18 protein-coding genes are annotated in these 15,029 nt (G+C 42.2%); 13 read left to right on the top strand and 5 right to left on the bottom strand.

Annotated features, from left to right (window positions below; all coding sequences use genetic code 11):
• Positions 1–88: 88 nt before the first annotated feature.
• A complete protein-coding gene (locus tag MgSA37_RS20050; protein WP_096354439.1) occupies positions 89–544 on the bottom strand; it encodes a protein tyrosine phosphatase family protein in 456 nt (151 codons plus the stop codon).
• Positions 545–761: 217 nt separating this feature from the next.
• Here MgSA37_RS20050 and MgSA37_RS20045 point away from each other — a divergent pair, with 217 nt between their 5' ends.
• The 5 genes from MgSA37_RS20045 to sucD all read left to right on the top strand — a co-directional run bounded on the left by MgSA37_RS20045 (position 762) and on the right by sucD (position 5,967).
• A complete protein-coding gene (locus tag MgSA37_RS20045; protein WP_096354438.1) occupies positions 762–1,550 on the top strand; it encodes a hypothetical protein in 789 nt (262 codons plus the stop codon).
• A 118-nt stretch (positions 1,551–1,668) separates the two neighbouring features.
• Positions 1,669–2,442, top strand: a complete 774-nt coding sequence (locus MgSA37_RS20040) for a hypothetical protein (RefSeq protein WP_096354436.1) — start codon at positions 1,669–1,671, stop codon at positions 2,440–2,442.
• Between the two features lie 208 nt (positions 2,443–2,650).
• Complete coding sequence (locus MgSA37_RS20035) at positions 2,651–3,460, top strand: hypothetical protein (protein WP_157750656.1); 810 nt, start codon at positions 2,651–2,653, stop codon at positions 3,458–3,460.
• Between the two features lie 239 nt (positions 3,461–3,699).
• Positions 3,700–4,926: a C4-dicarboxylate transporter DctA gene (gene dctA / locus MgSA37_RS20030; RefSeq protein ID WP_096354433.1), complete on the top strand. Its 1,227-nt coding sequence runs from the start codon at positions 3,700–3,702 to the stop codon at positions 4,924–4,926.
• Positions 4,927–5,085: 159 nt separating this feature from the next.
• Positions 5,086–5,967, top strand: a complete 882-nt coding sequence (gene sucD / locus MgSA37_RS20025; RefSeq protein WP_096354430.1) for a succinate--CoA ligase subunit alpha — start codon at positions 5,086–5,088, stop codon at positions 5,965–5,967.
• A 72-nt stretch (positions 5,968–6,039) separates the two neighbouring features.
• On the opposite strand, the gene MgSA37_RS20020 is transcribed toward sucD, so the two are convergent.
• A complete protein-coding gene (locus tag MgSA37_RS20020) occupies positions 6,040–6,534 on the bottom strand; it encodes a hypothetical protein (RefSeq protein WP_096354429.1) in 495 nt (164 codons plus the stop codon).
• A 145-nt stretch (positions 6,535–6,679) separates the two neighbouring features.
• Between MgSA37_RS20020 and MgSA37_RS20015 the strand changes: the two genes are divergently transcribed.
• The 7 genes from MgSA37_RS20015 to MgSA37_RS28365 all read left to right on the top strand — a co-directional run bounded on the left by MgSA37_RS20015 (position 6,680) and on the right by MgSA37_RS28365 (position 12,516).
• Positions 6,680–7,096 carry a YdeI/OmpD-associated family protein gene (locus MgSA37_RS20015; RefSeq protein WP_232010694.1) on the top strand — a complete coding sequence of 139 codons (417 nt, stop codon included), beginning with the start codon at positions 6,680–6,682 and terminating at the stop codon, positions 7,094–7,096.
• A gap of 16 nt (positions 7,097–7,112) precedes the next feature.
• On the top strand, positions 7,113–7,265 hold the full coding sequence (locus MgSA37_RS29200; RefSeq protein ID WP_232010693.1) for a YdeI/OmpD-associated family protein: 153 nt from the start codon (positions 7,113–7,115) through the stop codon (positions 7,263–7,265).
• A gap of 161 nt (positions 7,266–7,426) precedes the next feature.
• Positions 7,427–7,789, top strand: a complete 363-nt coding sequence (locus MgSA37_RS20010) for a methionine-R-sulfoxide reductase (protein WP_096354427.1) — start codon at positions 7,427–7,429, stop codon at positions 7,787–7,789.
• A gap of 467 nt (positions 7,790–8,256) precedes the next feature.
• Complete coding sequence (locus MgSA37_RS20005; protein WP_096354426.1) at positions 8,257–9,225, top strand: ribonucleoside-diphosphate reductase small subunit; 969 nt, start codon at positions 8,257–8,259, stop codon at positions 9,223–9,225.
• Between the two features lie 172 nt (positions 9,226–9,397).
• The gene (locus MgSA37_RS20000) at positions 9,398–11,776 is read left to right on the top strand and encodes a ribonucleoside-diphosphate reductase subunit alpha (RefSeq protein ID WP_096354424.1); all 2,379 of its coding nucleotides are present in this window, start codon (positions 9,398–9,400) and stop codon (positions 11,774–11,776) included.
• A gap of 144 nt (positions 11,777–11,920) precedes the next feature.
• Complete coding sequence (locus MgSA37_RS19995) at positions 11,921–12,136, top strand: cysteine-rich CWC family protein (RefSeq protein ID WP_232010692.1); 216 nt, start codon at positions 11,921–11,923, stop codon at positions 12,134–12,136.
• A 215-nt stretch (positions 12,137–12,351) separates the two neighbouring features.
• Positions 12,352–12,516: a hypothetical protein gene (locus MgSA37_RS28365; protein ID WP_157750655.1), complete on the top strand. Its 165-nt coding sequence runs from the start codon at positions 12,352–12,354 to the stop codon at positions 12,514–12,516.
• Positions 12,517–12,519: 3 nt separating this feature from the next.
• Here the strand turns inward: MgSA37_RS28365 and MgSA37_RS19985 are convergent, their stop codons facing one another.
• The 3 genes from MgSA37_RS19985 to MgSA37_RS19975 all read right to left on the bottom strand — a co-directional run bounded on the left by MgSA37_RS19985 (position 12,520) and on the right by MgSA37_RS19975 (position 14,139).
• Positions 12,520–12,807: a DUF5076 domain-containing protein gene (locus MgSA37_RS19985; protein ID WP_096354421.1), complete on the bottom strand. Its 288-nt coding sequence runs from the start codon at positions 12,805–12,807 to the stop codon at positions 12,520–12,522.
• A gap of 7 nt (positions 12,808–12,814) precedes the next feature.
• Positions 12,815–13,489 (bottom strand): hypothetical protein, encoded by a 675-nt coding sequence (locus MgSA37_RS19980; RefSeq protein ID WP_096354420.1) that lies wholly within the window; start codon positions 13,487–13,489, stop codon positions 12,815–12,817.
• 128 nt (positions 13,490–13,617) lie between these two features.
• Positions 13,618–14,139: a transposase gene (locus MgSA37_RS19975; RefSeq protein WP_096354418.1), complete on the bottom strand. Its 522-nt coding sequence runs from the start codon at positions 14,137–14,139 to the stop codon at positions 13,618–13,620.
• 216 nt (positions 14,140–14,355) lie between these two features.
• Here MgSA37_RS19975 and MgSA37_RS19970 point away from each other — a divergent pair, with 216 nt between their 5' ends.
• The gene (locus MgSA37_RS19970) at positions 14,356–15,021 is read left to right on the top strand and encodes a hypothetical protein (protein WP_157750654.1); all 666 of its coding nucleotides are present in this window, start codon (positions 14,356–14,358) and stop codon (positions 15,019–15,021) included.
• Positions 15,022–15,029 lie beyond the last annotated feature (8 nt).

The following is a 15,029-nucleotide window of genomic DNA, read 5'->3' as shown; positions in this document are numbered from 1 at the left end:
GTTTGGTAGTGATTTGGTTGGAATAAGTTGGAAAGGTTGTAAGGTGTTGAAGTATGTTGTAATGTTTAAAAGTTGGAAGGTTGTAATGTTAAAACCTATGCTCTTTTATAAAATCGGCACTATCCTCAATAAATTGCTGCCAAACGGCATCAGGTTGCCATACATCTTCGATAAAGGAAAGCATTTCATCTTCGTTAAGCCGGCCGGTTGAAAAAAGATAAAGGCCGGTAAATGCCGATGCCCGGTAGTTGGCAGCGCAATGCACCAGCGTTTTGTCGTTTGGGTGTTGATCCATCAGTTTGAAAAAGGCTATAAGGTCGTCGGTTTTCGGATCATCAAACTTAACCGGGATATGGTGATAGGTTATCCCCAGCTGTTTAACTAAGGCGCCTTCGTTTTTTAGCGCATATTTACCATCTGCCAATCCCAGGTTTACGATGACCTGGTAGCCTTCCGCGGCAATCAGGGGCAACTGTCCCTCTGAGGGCTGGCCGGAGCAAGCCATCATCCCAGAAATTTGACGGAAATTGTAAACAGAACTCATGAGATAAAATTATAAATAAATAACAGACAATCATTTAGAAAAAACAACACCATAAACAGGGGAAGAATTTTCCCATATTTAATATAAGGAAAGTATTATTTACCCTAGGGTTAATTTCGGTGCTATTTAGCCTTTTTCTTTGATTTTTTGATAAAAAAGGCATTTCATCCATTAACTTAGTTGTCGATAAATTATTACTCTTAAAACCACTCACTTTATGAAAACTAAATTACTTAGCGCAATAATATTGTTATCTGGCGTAGCTGTATTATTTAATGCCTGCAAAAAGAGCGAAAGCGCAAAACCAGCCACTGTTACTACCGCCACCACTAAACAAACCGCCGGCGCCCAAATCGCCTTAAACCTGTACCATTCATTAACGGGGCAGTTTGGGGGCATTAACGTATACAACGGTATCAGCACGCCTTCTGTTCCTAATTCAACATCAACGGTAAAAGTAAACAGCACCAATTATGCCTGCGGTTTTTATATCAACAATGGTATTTCATACAATACCAATATTGGCGATACCATTAAATCCAGTACTACCGGCGGGCTTTCATTTTATTATGTATGTAATAACGGCAGCGCTATAGGCTACACCGCACAGGATACTTTAACAACTGTTGGTACCGCACCGGGATACAGCTTTATTGATGGTTTAAGCCAAAACTATAAAGTTACCGGTTTAAACCCCAACAATTCATTGGTTACCGTTGACGGATTGATTCAAGCCACTATTGTACTTGACCGCGGTGCCAAAGGCGGTAAAAGCCTAACCTATAATTCATTTACTTTATCAGGCCTGCAGGTACACCTGGACCAAACCCCTCCTGACATTACCAGCGGAAAAGCTGTTTTTGTAGCAACAGGCCTTAGTGGTACTACTGCTTATGCCCTGTATGGTACGCTTACTTTCTTAGGCAACCACATGGCTAAAGTTGACTACTACGATAGCATCTACTATGTAAACCTGCTTACCGGAAAAATATCAACAACTATTTAAACCTTAAATATCAACAGAAGCTCCCTTTGATAACTTGAGGGGAGCTTTTTTATGGATGATTTACCTGTTTTATTAAATTTATCTTTAATACATTTGTATAGAAATTAATAATCTTATCATGAAAATAAAACTACGTTCTATTGTACTGGTACTTGCCGGGACGGCAATCGTTTATTCAGGATGTAAAAAAGCAGCAAAAACGACGTCCGATCCGCAATTGGCGCCCCAGGAAGTTGCCAGCCAGGTGGCCTTAAATATCGATCAGTCGTTATTTGGCGGCTTGGGTGTAGATATTTCCGGCGGTTTAAGTTCGCCAACCTCATTTGCGGTACACACCAAAGGGAAAGTGCAGCAAAGCTTAACCAACCCCGATTGCAGTTTGTTAATTGATACCACCATGAGCTATACCGGCGCAGCAAACGGCGGATCGGCCACTATCTCCGGAACATTTAAGTTTAGTTTCTCCTGCGTAAATAACGTGGTTTCAGGCTTCACCACTAATGATAATATTACTATCAGTTTAACAAGCCCTACGCTTAACCTGAATTATAAAGTTGCCGAAAATTTAACGCTTTTGAGTGCAAATCCATTAAACCAAAATGCAAATTTATCGCTTAACGGGTCATTGGCCTCAAACGGAAGTTACCAGTACAATACGGGTACAAAAAGGAGCGGTACCGAAGTATTTAACTATACGCTTACATCGGTTATTTTTAGCCCCGCTGCCGGCGATGTTATTGCTGGCACGGCTACTTTTAACACCAGCGGAAGTGGCCCTAAAGGCGTGTGGAACTACCAGGGCACCATTACCTTCCTTGGCAACCATATGGCGGCTGTAACTATTAATGGTAAAGCATATAACGTAAACCTGCAAACCGGCGCAGTAAGCTGATACCAAAATAAAAAAACAATAAAAAGAGCCTTTTCTGTAAATACGGGGAAGGTTTTTTTTATATTTAGACGATAAATTATTTCCACCATTGTTTTAGCGCTGCTTCATCCTGTCAACTTGTTTCGCAGGCTCCCGTGCCGGTGTGTTTTTTATTGCATTGGCGGGGTATTTGCATCGCAAAGTACAAAAAACCGAAATCCAATTTGTAATGAAACCTGTACTAAAGCTAACCCTTCTTTTTACGGCCCTTTCTGTTGTTTATTTGTCATGTAAAAAAAACGAAACAACGGTTGTAAAAAGCAAAACCGATTATGCCGCGCTCAGCGGCCGGATAGCCGTTGATCTGTATAAATCAATAACGGGGCAATATGGCGGCGCCAACGTTAAAAACGGTATCAAGGCGCCTGTAAACCTTACCGGAAATAAAAACGCCCTTTCTTTCAGCACATTTGCCATGAGCCCGTTATGCGGTTTTACTATTGATACCAGCTATAATTATAACCAAACCGCCACCGACACGTCCATCAACTATACAGGTAACTTTCATTTTGTATATACCTGCAGTGCCGATATCCCCGATGGTTATATCGTGCGTGACAGCATTACCAATACTTACTCAGGCGCAGCGTTCAACGCGCCTTACACCGTTGCCCAGGATTATAAAGTGCAGGCCCTGGATAAAACCTATAAAACGGTATCGATGAATGGCTATAATTATTCTTCGCATAATTACCGCGTTTTAAAAGGGCAGGTAACGCTCGGGTTCGATTATTTTTACAGTGGGTTTAAATTGCTGGGCCTGATTGTGGATGTTTCCGGCAGTGTGCCGGATGTTGTTTCAGGCACGTCCACCTTTTACAACTTTGAATATAACAACCTCCCGGGCGGCCCTATTGATGGCGTGCAAACCGCCACCACCGGAACCATAACATTTTTAGGAAATCACCAGGCGGAGATAAGTACCGGCGGCAAAAATTATAGGGTTAACCTGCTTACGGGGATAGTAACGCCCCTTTGATCGACATAAATGTTAATTTAAGGATATTAATATTGAACACCGAATGTCGAATACAGAATAATGAAGTTAAGACTTTGGTGTTCATTATTCGACATTCTTTATTCGATATTAAATTGCTCACATTTCTGCTTGGCGTTGCGGCTTTGCGCTGATTGTTTTTCACGGGGTAAGCGCCCGCAGCGTTAATTAAATGAGGCACAGCTGCAAAATATTTATATTTAATTGTATACTTGTTTTGCATGAAGAAACTCCTTACCAATCTTAATTTCCAGGTACTGGCAGGCATCCTGTTAGGCGTAATCGTTGGTTTTTGCTTCCCCACCTTTGGGCCGACGGCAAAAATCATCAGCCAGACTTTCATCAGTTTGATCACGATGCTCATCGCGCCGATCATCTTTTTTACCATCGTATTGGGCATTGCCGGTATGAGTGATATGAAGAAAGTGGGCCGGGTAGGGGGCAAAGCGTTGCTTTATTTTGAGATCGTAAGTACCAGCGCCCTGGTTATCGGGATGATCGTCGCCAATATTTTAAGGCCCGGCGATGGCTTTGTAAGTAAAATTGCTGCAGATAGCTCCAAACTGGCGGTTTACCAAAAAGCCGCTGCAGATATGCACTGGCTGGATATTTTAACCCATATAGTACCACCCAATATATTTGAAGCGTTTGCAAAGGGCGACATTTTGCAGATCCTGTTTTTTGCGATATTGTTTGGCTTTGCGCTCAGCCACCTGGGCGAAACCGGGCAAACGGTGATCAGCTTATTTGATAAATTCAGCAAGGTGTTTTTTAAGATCATGCACATGGTGATGCGTGTGGCACCCATCGGCGCTTTCGGTGGGATGGCCTATACCATCAGTACGTTCGGCCTAAAAACACTCAAGCCATTGAGCATATTGATGGGTTCCGTTTACCTTACTTCCATTTTTTTCATCTTCGGTGTATTGAACCTTATTTGCTACCTGTATAAGTTCAGTTTATGGAAATACCTGGCTTTTATTAAGGAAGAGATCCTGGTGGTATGGGGAACATCCTCATCGGAATCCGTATTGCCGGCCATGATGGATAAAATGGAAAAATTCGGCTGCTCACGATCGGTGGTGGGGCTGGTGATCCCGGCAGGATATTCATTTAACCTGGACGGGACGACCATATACCTGTCCATGTCGGTGATATTTTTGGCGCAGGTATTTCATATCCCGCTCACGCTGGTGCAGCAATTAACGATCATCGGGATTCTGATGATCACCAGTAAAGGCGCGGCAGGGGTAACCGGCAGTGGGTTTATCATATTAACCTCCACGCTTGCGGCCATAAAGATTATTCCCGCAGAAGGCGTTGCCATTTTGCTGGGGGTAGACAGGTTTATGTCGGAAGCGCGGGCCATTACCAATATGATAGGGAACGGGATCGCTACAATTGTGATTGCGAAGAGTGAAGGGGAATTTAGCCCCCCAGCCCCCTGAAGGGGGAGCTTTTGATTCGCATGTTGGTAAAAAAGTACGCCTTTTTCATGGTTTTGAACGAAGCTGTACAAATTGTAAAAATATTCCCCCTTTAGGGGGCAAGGGGGCTTGACATTCCGTCAAAAACTTTAGCTTTGCGCTACAAATTCAAAAAGCACAATGAGCGTACTCGTAAATAAAGATTCCAAAGTTATAGTTCAGGGTTTTACAGGTAACGAAGGTACTTACCATGCATCGCAGATGATTGAGTATGGTACCCAGTTGGTTGGCGGTGTTACGCCGGGTAAGGGCGGCCAGAGCCACCTTGACAGGCCTGTATTTAATACCGTAGCCGACGCGGTTGCAAAAACAGGCGCCGATGTATCTATCATATTTGTGCCCCCTGCATTTGCTGCCGATGCCATTATGGAAGCGGCCGAAGCAGGTATTAAAGTAATTGTATGTATCACCGAAGGGATCCCTACAAAGGATATGATCATGGTGAAAGAATATTTAAAAGGCAGGGATAGCCGTTTGATCGGCCCTAACTGCCCGGGGATCATTACGGCTGACGAGAGCAAGATCGGTATTATGCCGGGCTTTATCTTTAAAAAAGGCCATGTAGGCGTAGTATCCAAATCAGGTACTTTAACTTACGAAGCGGTTGACCAGGTGGTTAAAGCCGGTATGGGCATCACCACTGCCATTGGTATTGGCGGCGACCCGATCATCGGTACCCCAACCAAAGAAGCGGTTGAGCTGTTGATGAACGACCCGGATACCCACGGTATCATTATGATCGGCGAAATTGGCGGCGGTATGGAAGCCGAAGCGGCGCGCTGGATCAAAGCAAACGGTACCAAACCTGTGGTTGGCTTTATAGCAGGCCAAACAGCGCCTCCGGGACGCCGCATGGGCCACGCCGGCGCCATAGTTGGCGGAGCCGATGACACCGCAGCAGCCAAAATGAAAATTATGCGCGAATGCGGCATCCGCGTGGTAGAATCTCCTGCTGAAATTGGCGCGGCAATGGCAGAGGAACTAAAAAAGGTGAAAGCTTAAAGGTAAAAGCTGAAAGGTTTTTATTTAAATAATTAAAAAAATCCTGGTTTTGGCCGGGATTTTTTATTTTATCTATGCGAGACCATGGGCATTGAGTTTAGTGGCCTTGTTTTTTGTCAGATTGATTTTGATGGTAAAATAACAACTTCCACCGTCGCTGGTTTGTTGGATATGTGTTTTCCATGATTTGTGCATCACCGCACAACAGCAATTAACCCAAACTTCTTTTTCGCCTTTGGTATTTGTTATTGCAATAAACTGCTTAAAATATTTTTCCGGCTTTTTAATCATATTGTATTTACCACTTCTGCTTTTATTGTAAACTCCTACTCCTTTTACAATTAATTTTTCAATAGTTAAGAGCTCAGTTTTTGATAAAGTAGCCGGTTTGGATTTTTTATCAAAAATGTATTCATCGCGTTTTGAGTCGAATTTGAAAAAGGCATACCTTAATTTTTCTGTTGAATTAAGATAATAATCATCCGGTGGAGGAAGAATTATTTTCTGCTGTTTTGGCTGCGTTTGTACCGAAATGGCGAAAAATAAACTTATCAAAAGAGGTTTCATGATATTTTTGGATTAAGATACTGGGTTATGGATGAAAATAGGCATAATTGGTAAATTTCAATTCACTAACTCACTAGTTCAATAATTAACGTCCGGGTTTTGGCCGGAATTTTTTATTTTTAGGGTGATTTTTTTCATGAACACAATGCCCGAAGAAAAGGAAAATGCCTTCTATGCAAAAGATCGCCAGGCCTGGCGTAGCTGGTTGCAGGAATTTCATCTATCCGAAAAAAGCGTATGGCTGATCATGTACCACAAAGGCAGTGGCGTACCCAGCGTTTATTATAACGAAGCCGTAGAAGAGGCGCTTTGTTTTGGCTGGATAGATAGTAAGCCCAATAAACGTAACGAAAAAAGTTATTACCAGTTTTTTGCCAAACGGAATCCGAAAAGTAACTGGAGTAAAATCAATAAGCAAAAGGTAGAACATTTGCTCGCCCTTGGTTTGATGGCGTCCGCGGGACTTGAAATGATTGAACTGGCTAAAACAACCGGTACATGGAATGCACTCGACCAGGTGGACGATAGAAATCGTACCGGAGGATCTGAAAGCCGCCCTTGAAGCAAATCCGGAAGCCATGAAGAATTTTGAATCATTTTCACGTTCGTCTCAAAAAATTATCCTCGAATGGATCAGCAACGCCAAACAAGTTGCCACCCGCCAAAAACGCATCGCCGAAACGGTAAGCCTTGCAGCTCAAAACATTAAGGCAAACCATTACCGGCAGTAATGTCAGGGTCAGGTAAATATCCAAAACTGGCCTTTTTTTGCCCGGAAAATACCCGTATATTGAGATAAATAGAAAGCCGAAAGTCGGAAAGTTGATGGTGCCAGGAGTAAGTTGATTACCCTAATCACTAATTCAATCATTCACTAATTCACTAATTAAAAATGGAATACAACATATTAACACCCGACGAAGAACGGGTAATATTATACAAAGGCACTGAAAGGCCATTTACCGGTGCTTTATTAAACAACAAGGCGCAGGGTTTATATGTATGCAAAAGGTGCGATACGCCGCTGTATACTTCCGAATCAAAATTCGAATCGCACTGCGGCTGGCCAAGCTTTGACGACGAGATTGAAGGCGCAGTAAAGCGTGTGCCGGATGCCGACGGCAGGCGGGTTGAGATTGTCTGCGCCAACTGCGGCGCGCATTTAGGGCACGTTTTTGAGGGTGAGTATTTAACACCCAAAAATGTAAGGCACTGCGTAAACTCAGTATCCATGAAGTTTGTTCCTGCTGAATAATGGCTGTTTTTTGGCGGTTTTGGCCCTGTTTTTTACCTGATTTTTAGGTTAAGAAGTTGTTAACGCAATATTAACATCGGACTAAAAACGGGTAGGTTAAAAAGGCACTAATCTGCTCATTACTAATTGATAAAGTGGATTGTGTATAACTTATAGCTGATGTTTAAAACTTAAGCTATCACCGTAAAAATGCTTCTCCTATATTTGATATAAGTTCTTGCAACGCTTTTTAGCGGTCTCCGGTACCCCGGGATCGTATTGAAATAAAGGACACTATGTACATCTGTAGTGACCGGAAAAAATAAAAAATTAGTTTGGCAGAGATTGGTGAGCAGGGAGTTAAAGCATTAGAGTGATCAATATTTATCACGGTTGTTAAAACTAAGGCTAAGGGAAAGTCGTCGGCTAACGGGTAGCGTTAAAAAACAAAAGGATAGCAAAAAGGCTTGCAATAAAATACAGCTTAAATGGAAGAGACCGAATTATTACTAAGAGAGAACAAAGACCGCTTTGTTATTTTACCGATCAAATATCCTGCGATCTGGGAGATGTACAAAAAGTGCGAAGCGAGTTTCTGGACGGCGGAGGAGATAGATCTTGGTGATGATATGAAACACTGGGAAGGCATGAGTACAGGCGAGAAACATTTTGTTTCGCATGTGCTGGCTTTCTTTGCCGCGAGCGATGGGATAGTTAACGAAAACCTGGCCGTAAACTTTATGAGCGAGGTGCAATTGCCCGAAGCGCGTTGTTTTTATGGTTTCCAGATCATGATGGAGAATATCCATTCAGAAACTTACGCGCTGCTGATAGATACTTATATCAAGGATCCGACAGAAAAAGACCGTTTGTTCCATGCCATTGATACCGTTCCCTGTGTTGGTAAAAAAGCACAATGGGCGCTGCGCTGGATCAATAACGGAAGTTTTGCTGAACGCCTGGTGGCTTTTGCAGCTGTTGAGGGGATATTTTTCTCAGGCAGCTTTTGCTCCATCTTCTGGTTGAAGAAACGCGGCCTGATGCCGGGATTAACCTTCAGTAATGAACTGATCTCGCGCGATGAAGGCATGCACTGCGAATTTGCCTGCTTGCTATACAAAATGCTGGATAATAAGCTTTCGCAGGAAGCCGTAACCGCTATCATCACCGACGCTGTTGAAATTGAAAAAGAATTCATTATCGACGCATTGCCGGTAAACTTAATCGGGATGAACTCGAAATTAATGAGCCAGTATATTGAATTTGTAGCCGACAGGTGGCTGGGCGAACTGGGCTACGATAAGTTTTATGGCGCATCCAATCCGTTTGATTTTATGGAAATGATCAGCCTGCAGGGCAAAACCAATTTCTTTGAAAAAAGGGTTGGGGATTACCAGAAAAGTGGTGTGTTAAACGGCCAGGACAATAAAGCGTTTTCGCTGGATGAGGACTTTTAAGTTAGTGATCAGAGGCTGGAGATTAGAGATTAGTAAAAAATCCTGTCATCCTTTAACGGCGAAGCCCTCTTGAACACCATTGAAAATAAACAATAAGTGAAAAATCCTACGCATCTTAGTTCAAACAATAAGGGTACAATAAAATAAATAATAATTAAACAAGGGGGTCAAGATGTTCGTTATCAAAAGAGACGGAAAAAAAGAAACGGTAAAGTTCGACAAAATTACCGCACGTATTGAAAAGTTATGCTATGGTTTAAACCCTGCTTTGGTTGACCCGATTGATGTGGCCAAAAAAGTAATTGAGGGTTTATTTGACGGGGTAACTACTTCCGAACTGGACAACCTTGCAGCCGAAACAGCTGCATCATTAACCACAAAGCACCCTGATTATGCTTTGCTGGCATCGCGCATAGCGGTATCCAATCTTCACAAAAACACCATCAAATCGTTCTCCGAAACGATGCGCCTGTTACACGGTTATATTGACCCTAAAACCGGGAAAGACGCTTCACTTTTGGCTGATGACGTTTGGGCAATTATTGAAGAAAATGCTGAATTATTAGACAGCACCATTATATACGACCGCGACTTTGGTTTTGATTACTTCGGTTTTAAAACGCTGGAAAAATCATACCTGTTAAAAGTTGACGGTAAAATTGCCGAGCGTCCGCAGCACCTGTTTATGCGTGTTTCTATCGGCATCCATAAAGAAGATGTGGAAAGCGCTATCAAAACCTACCACTTAATGAGCGAGCGCTGGTTCACCCATGCTACGCCAACATTATTTAACGCGGGTACGCCTAAGCCGCAAATGTCATCGTGCTTTTTATTAACCATGAAGGATGATAGTATTGATGGCATATACGATACCCTAAAACAAACCGCTAAAATTTCACAAAGCGCAGGTGGTATAGGTTTAAGCATCCACAATGTACGGGCAACCGGTTCATATATCAGCGGTACCAATGGTACCAGCAATGGCATTATCCCGATGTTGCGTGTATTTAATGATACCGCCCGTTACGTTGACCAGGGCGGCGGCAAGCGCAAAGGCGCCTTTGCTATCTATTTGGAGCCATGGCATGCAGATGTTTTTGAATTTTTAGATCTCCGTAAAAATCATGGCAAGGAAGAGAACCGCGCCCGTGACCTTTTTTACGCCCTTTGGGTATGCGACCTGTTTATGGAGCGTGTAGAAGCAAATGAAGACTGGAGTTTGTTCTGTCCGCATGAAGCGCCGGGTTTGGCTGATTGCTGGGGAAAAGAATTTGTGGACCTGTATACCAAATATGAAAAAGAAGGCCGTGCCCGCAAGGTGGTAAAAGCACAGGAACTTTGGTTTGCTATACTGGACTCTCAAGTAGAAACCGGTACGCCATACCTGTTGTATAAAGATGCCGCTAACGGTAAGTCAAACCAGCAGAACTTGGGAACCATCAAAAGCTCGAACCTTTGTACTGAAATTATAGAATATACTTCAGATAAGGAAGTGGCGGTTTGTAACCTGGCATCACTGGCCCTGCCACGTTATGTAAGGGAAGGCATATTTGATCATGTTAAACTGTATGAGGTAACTTACCAGGCTACCATCAATCTGAACAAGATCATTGATAATAATTATTACCCGGTTGCAGAGGCCGAATACTCCAACTTAAGGCACCGCCCGATAGGTTTGGGCGTGCAGGGATTGGCTGATGCCTTTATCCTGCTGCGTTTACCTTTTGAAAGCGATGAAGCCCGGAAGCTGAATAAAGAGATCTTTGAGACCATCTACTTTGCAGCCATGACAGCCTCAAAAGACCTTGCGATAAAAGAAGGTGCTTACGAAACCTTTAAAGGCTCGCCTTTATCAAAAGGACAGTTCCAGTTTGACCTGTGGGGTGTTAAGCCCGACAGCGGCCGCTGGGATTGGGAAAACCTGCGCCTGGACGTAATGAACCATGGTGTGCGTAACTCATTGCTTGTAGCACCAATGCCAACCGCATCTACCTCACAGATCTTAGGCAATAACGAATGTTTTGAGCCTTATACCTCAAACATCTATACCCGCAGGGTATTGAGCGGTGAGTTTATCATCGTTAACAAATATTTGCTGCGCGATTTGGTTAACCTGGGTTTGTGGGATAACAACATGAAGGATAAGATCATCACCGCCAATGGATCGGTACAGGATATTGCAGAAATACCGCAGGAACTAAAAGACCTGTACAAAAGCGTGTGGGAGATCAAGATGCGTAATATCATTGATATGGCGGCCGACAGGGGCGCTTATATCTGCCAGTCGCAGTCGCTCAACCTGTTCATCAACTCGCCAAATGCGTCTAAACTTACTTCAATGCACTTTTACGCATGGAAGAAGGGCCTTAAAACAGGTATGTATTACCTGCGTACACAGGCAGCATCGCAGGCGGTTAAATTTACCGTTGAAAACCAGGGTGGCAAAAACATGGATCCTGTAATTCCTGAAGTAGTTGACCAGATTGTGGATGAAATACCTGCCGGTCCGAGCTGCTCAATGGAAGAGGGTTGCGTTACTTGCTCGGCATAAGTTTTTAGTCCATGGTCCATGGACGATAGACCATAGTTGAAATCAGGAATTTATCCTGAAATTAACTATGGTCTTTTTATTTTAGGTTGACCAGAATACTATAAAATTGAACACATCAAAACTATCGACCATGGTCCATGGACTATGGACTTCAATATGACCAAACATGAAATAATTTCCTGCGAACGTTGCGGCAAAAGCATAGAATGTAAAGCCAACGCCTTTACCAAATGCCAGTGCGCCGCAGTGCAGTTGAATTTGAACGAGGTACAGTATATAAGCGAGAATTACGAGGGCTGTATGTGCGCAGCTTGCTTGCTGGAGTTGAAGGAGGAATACATGGCATTACTGAAAAGATAATGGCCTGCTTTCATATCAAGTGTAGTTATAAATTTTATGGATTATATTGTCGATAGGAACAAAATCACTCTTTCGAATGGTTATTCTTTAGATTTTGAATATACCATAAAGAAGACGTTGGTAGTTGATGGCGTAATTGTTTTACTTATAGAAGCGCCGATAAAGGGGGGGTATAACCAGAACGTATTTGGCATTACAACCTCCGGTGATTATTTATGGAGGATACAGAAAAAAGAACTTTTTTTAATGGAAAAGATTGTCCTTATGTGGGTATTGAGTTAAACCAATTTGGTGAATTGGTTCTTTTTAACTGGTGCGATACAGGCATGGTTGTTAATAGCCAATCTGGAATTATCGAGCGAAAGTGGAATTCAAAGTAATGATTATTCTTCAATAGACCCGCTGGGATTGCCGGATTCCTTGATGATCTCGTTATTAAAACCATCAAGTATTTCCTTTAATGTTTCCAATTCATCTTTTTCCAAACGTTGTCCGTATAGTTTTGAACCATGCAAGGCCAGCTCAGCTAATAGAAAGCCAAAAGCTTTCGGGCCTCCGCTAAGTCCTGAATTAATTATAACATGTTGTTCTTCAAAGGCAGCCCAGACTCTCAGTAACTCAAAGGCATCTTTATCTTTTAATGCTTCGGGCGGGATATTTAGCTCATTCATTATTTTATTAAGGTTTAATAGTTTTGTATTGGCTATGATTCCACTGATATGAGTCGGTTTTCCACCCCGCAGGCGTTCTGGTAAACCAAAATTTACTTTCCCGTCCGGTGCCGCACCAATCATCATTTTCAATCCATTCGCGTATCACCAGGCGTTTTGAATAGGCATTGTATTGTGGATAGGAGACACACATATAGCCATACCCATATTTATGATGCCATGCTTTAATACTATCGGTGTTATCGTAAGAATTATCTTTTCCGGAAGTTTTAATATAGTCGTTAATAACTACGGCCTTTAAAAGTTTTTTGTTGTTCCATTTGAAATTATCATCAAGTTTCAATAGCGGCGGGCGTGGGGGGCGTGTTTCTGTTGTAAATTTACGCGTTGAATCTGCGCTATATCCTTTTTGCAGTTTGATGCTGTCTTCAATATATAAATCTTTAAAATTCACCCCGGTTAGCGGATGAATAAATATTTTTCGCCCGGTTTCTAAGGAACCAAGGCGGGGCAGGTAGTATTTGTTCATAAAGTCGTAGGCATCATCCTCGTTTAAGGGCCTGAATTCGCTGTTTCTTTTTAGAACAGCCAATGTATCCGCCAGGCGCTGTGCTTTAATGCCGATAGTTTGGTGGCAGCTAAATAACGAAAGTGAAAAAAGAATAAGGAAATTCCTGCGCATACAATTGTTATCGCAGTCTAAGTTAAGTTTATTTTTTGAATCGGTGTTTATGTTCGGCCGCATCAGCTACCCTGTTCGCCTTTGTTGGTGTTTTCACCAACAAAAGAGGGATGTCAGCAAACAGGATATTAATAAGAAGTAAGAATGCCAAACCCATCAATGCCAGTTTCATAAAATCCAGCAGACGAATATCTATACTCTTCCGGAAATTCAGCTAACCGCCATTTTTCCTGTAATGGATTGTTATGTATGTATTCAAGTTTTTGCATAAATACCGCTTCGTTCCATAAATCAATGCTCAATGCGTTCCTTTCCCAGAATTGATATTCCCTGTCTTTGGCATTAACCCTAAAATGGTCAAGTCGTGATTTATCAGTTTGTAAAAGTTTGAATTTCATATGCTGGGCTGTAAATTTCAAAAAACGCAGTTGAATTTTATCTCTCTTAAAACCGTCCTGGATCTGCCATATTAAGTGAATATGATTAGGCATAATTACAAAAGCATAAATCACAACGCTCTTTTCTTTTACTAAAAATTGAAGACTTTTTATGATGATGTCTTTAAATTCGTCTTCCTTTAACAGGTGTTTCCATTCCAAAATAGTTGCAGTAAAAAATTGCGGGTGGTAGTCAAAATTGATATCGGCCATATAGCTAAATTAAAAAATATCTTTAATTCTGACATATCGGTACTTGTTGGTGAAAACACCAACAAGGGCGGAAATTAAATGAGAATCTCTTTACTAGCGTCATTACATCACCTTTGTCATTTTAATAATTTTGAAATAAATAAAAAGTATTAATTAAAAAATTTGCAACTTTGATGCATCAAACCACGCAATTTAATGGGCTTTAACCTTTACCTTTTGTCACTTAAACAGTTGTTTAATACCATTTTGTTTATCCCTTTAACTATTTTGGTTTTTGCTACTAGCACAGCAAATGCCCAATACTATCGTTATGGCGGCGGTGGCAGCGGCACCTACGGTATTGGCCTGGTGGGCAGCTATGATGTACCTGTAGGCAACCTGGGCTACACTTTTAAGCCGGCCATAGGCTATGGGGTGAGCGTGTTTTCGTACCATGGCAATTTTACCTCAAGCATTACCATTGGTTATCATGCATATAAACCCAAGCTGGATACTTTTTACTACCAGGTGGATCAAACAAATTATGGCACCGTTCATTATGATAATTACACGGCAATATCAATTTATCTTGGCGTGGCTTACAACTTTGAAATTTCAGATGGCGTGAAAGTTTACGCCGGGTTAAATTTGGGTGCTTATTATACGCACATGGCTTTTCACTCGTCCGACCTGTATGTTGATGATACAGAGAATTTAGGTGAAAAAGACGCTTACCTGGCGCCAAAGATCGGGTTTACCTATTCCCTTAACGACAATGTGGCTATCGGTATTGAAGGTAAGTACAACCTTTTTGCGCCAACGGGGAGAGCGGCCGATAATCCGCTTGTTGGTACTGTATACAGTTCGTACGCAGGCAGCTTTATTTTAACTTATAATTTTTAAACGGGATT

The organism is Mucilaginibacter gotjawali (assembly GCF_002355435.1).
In the GTDB taxonomy this organism is placed as follows: Bacteria; Bacteroidota; Bacteroidia; order Sphingobacteriales; family Sphingobacteriaceae; genus Mucilaginibacter; species Mucilaginibacter gotjawali.
The sequence above is the reverse complement of the archived record's forward strand: the minus strand, read 5'-3'. Positions and strand labels throughout refer to the sequence as shown.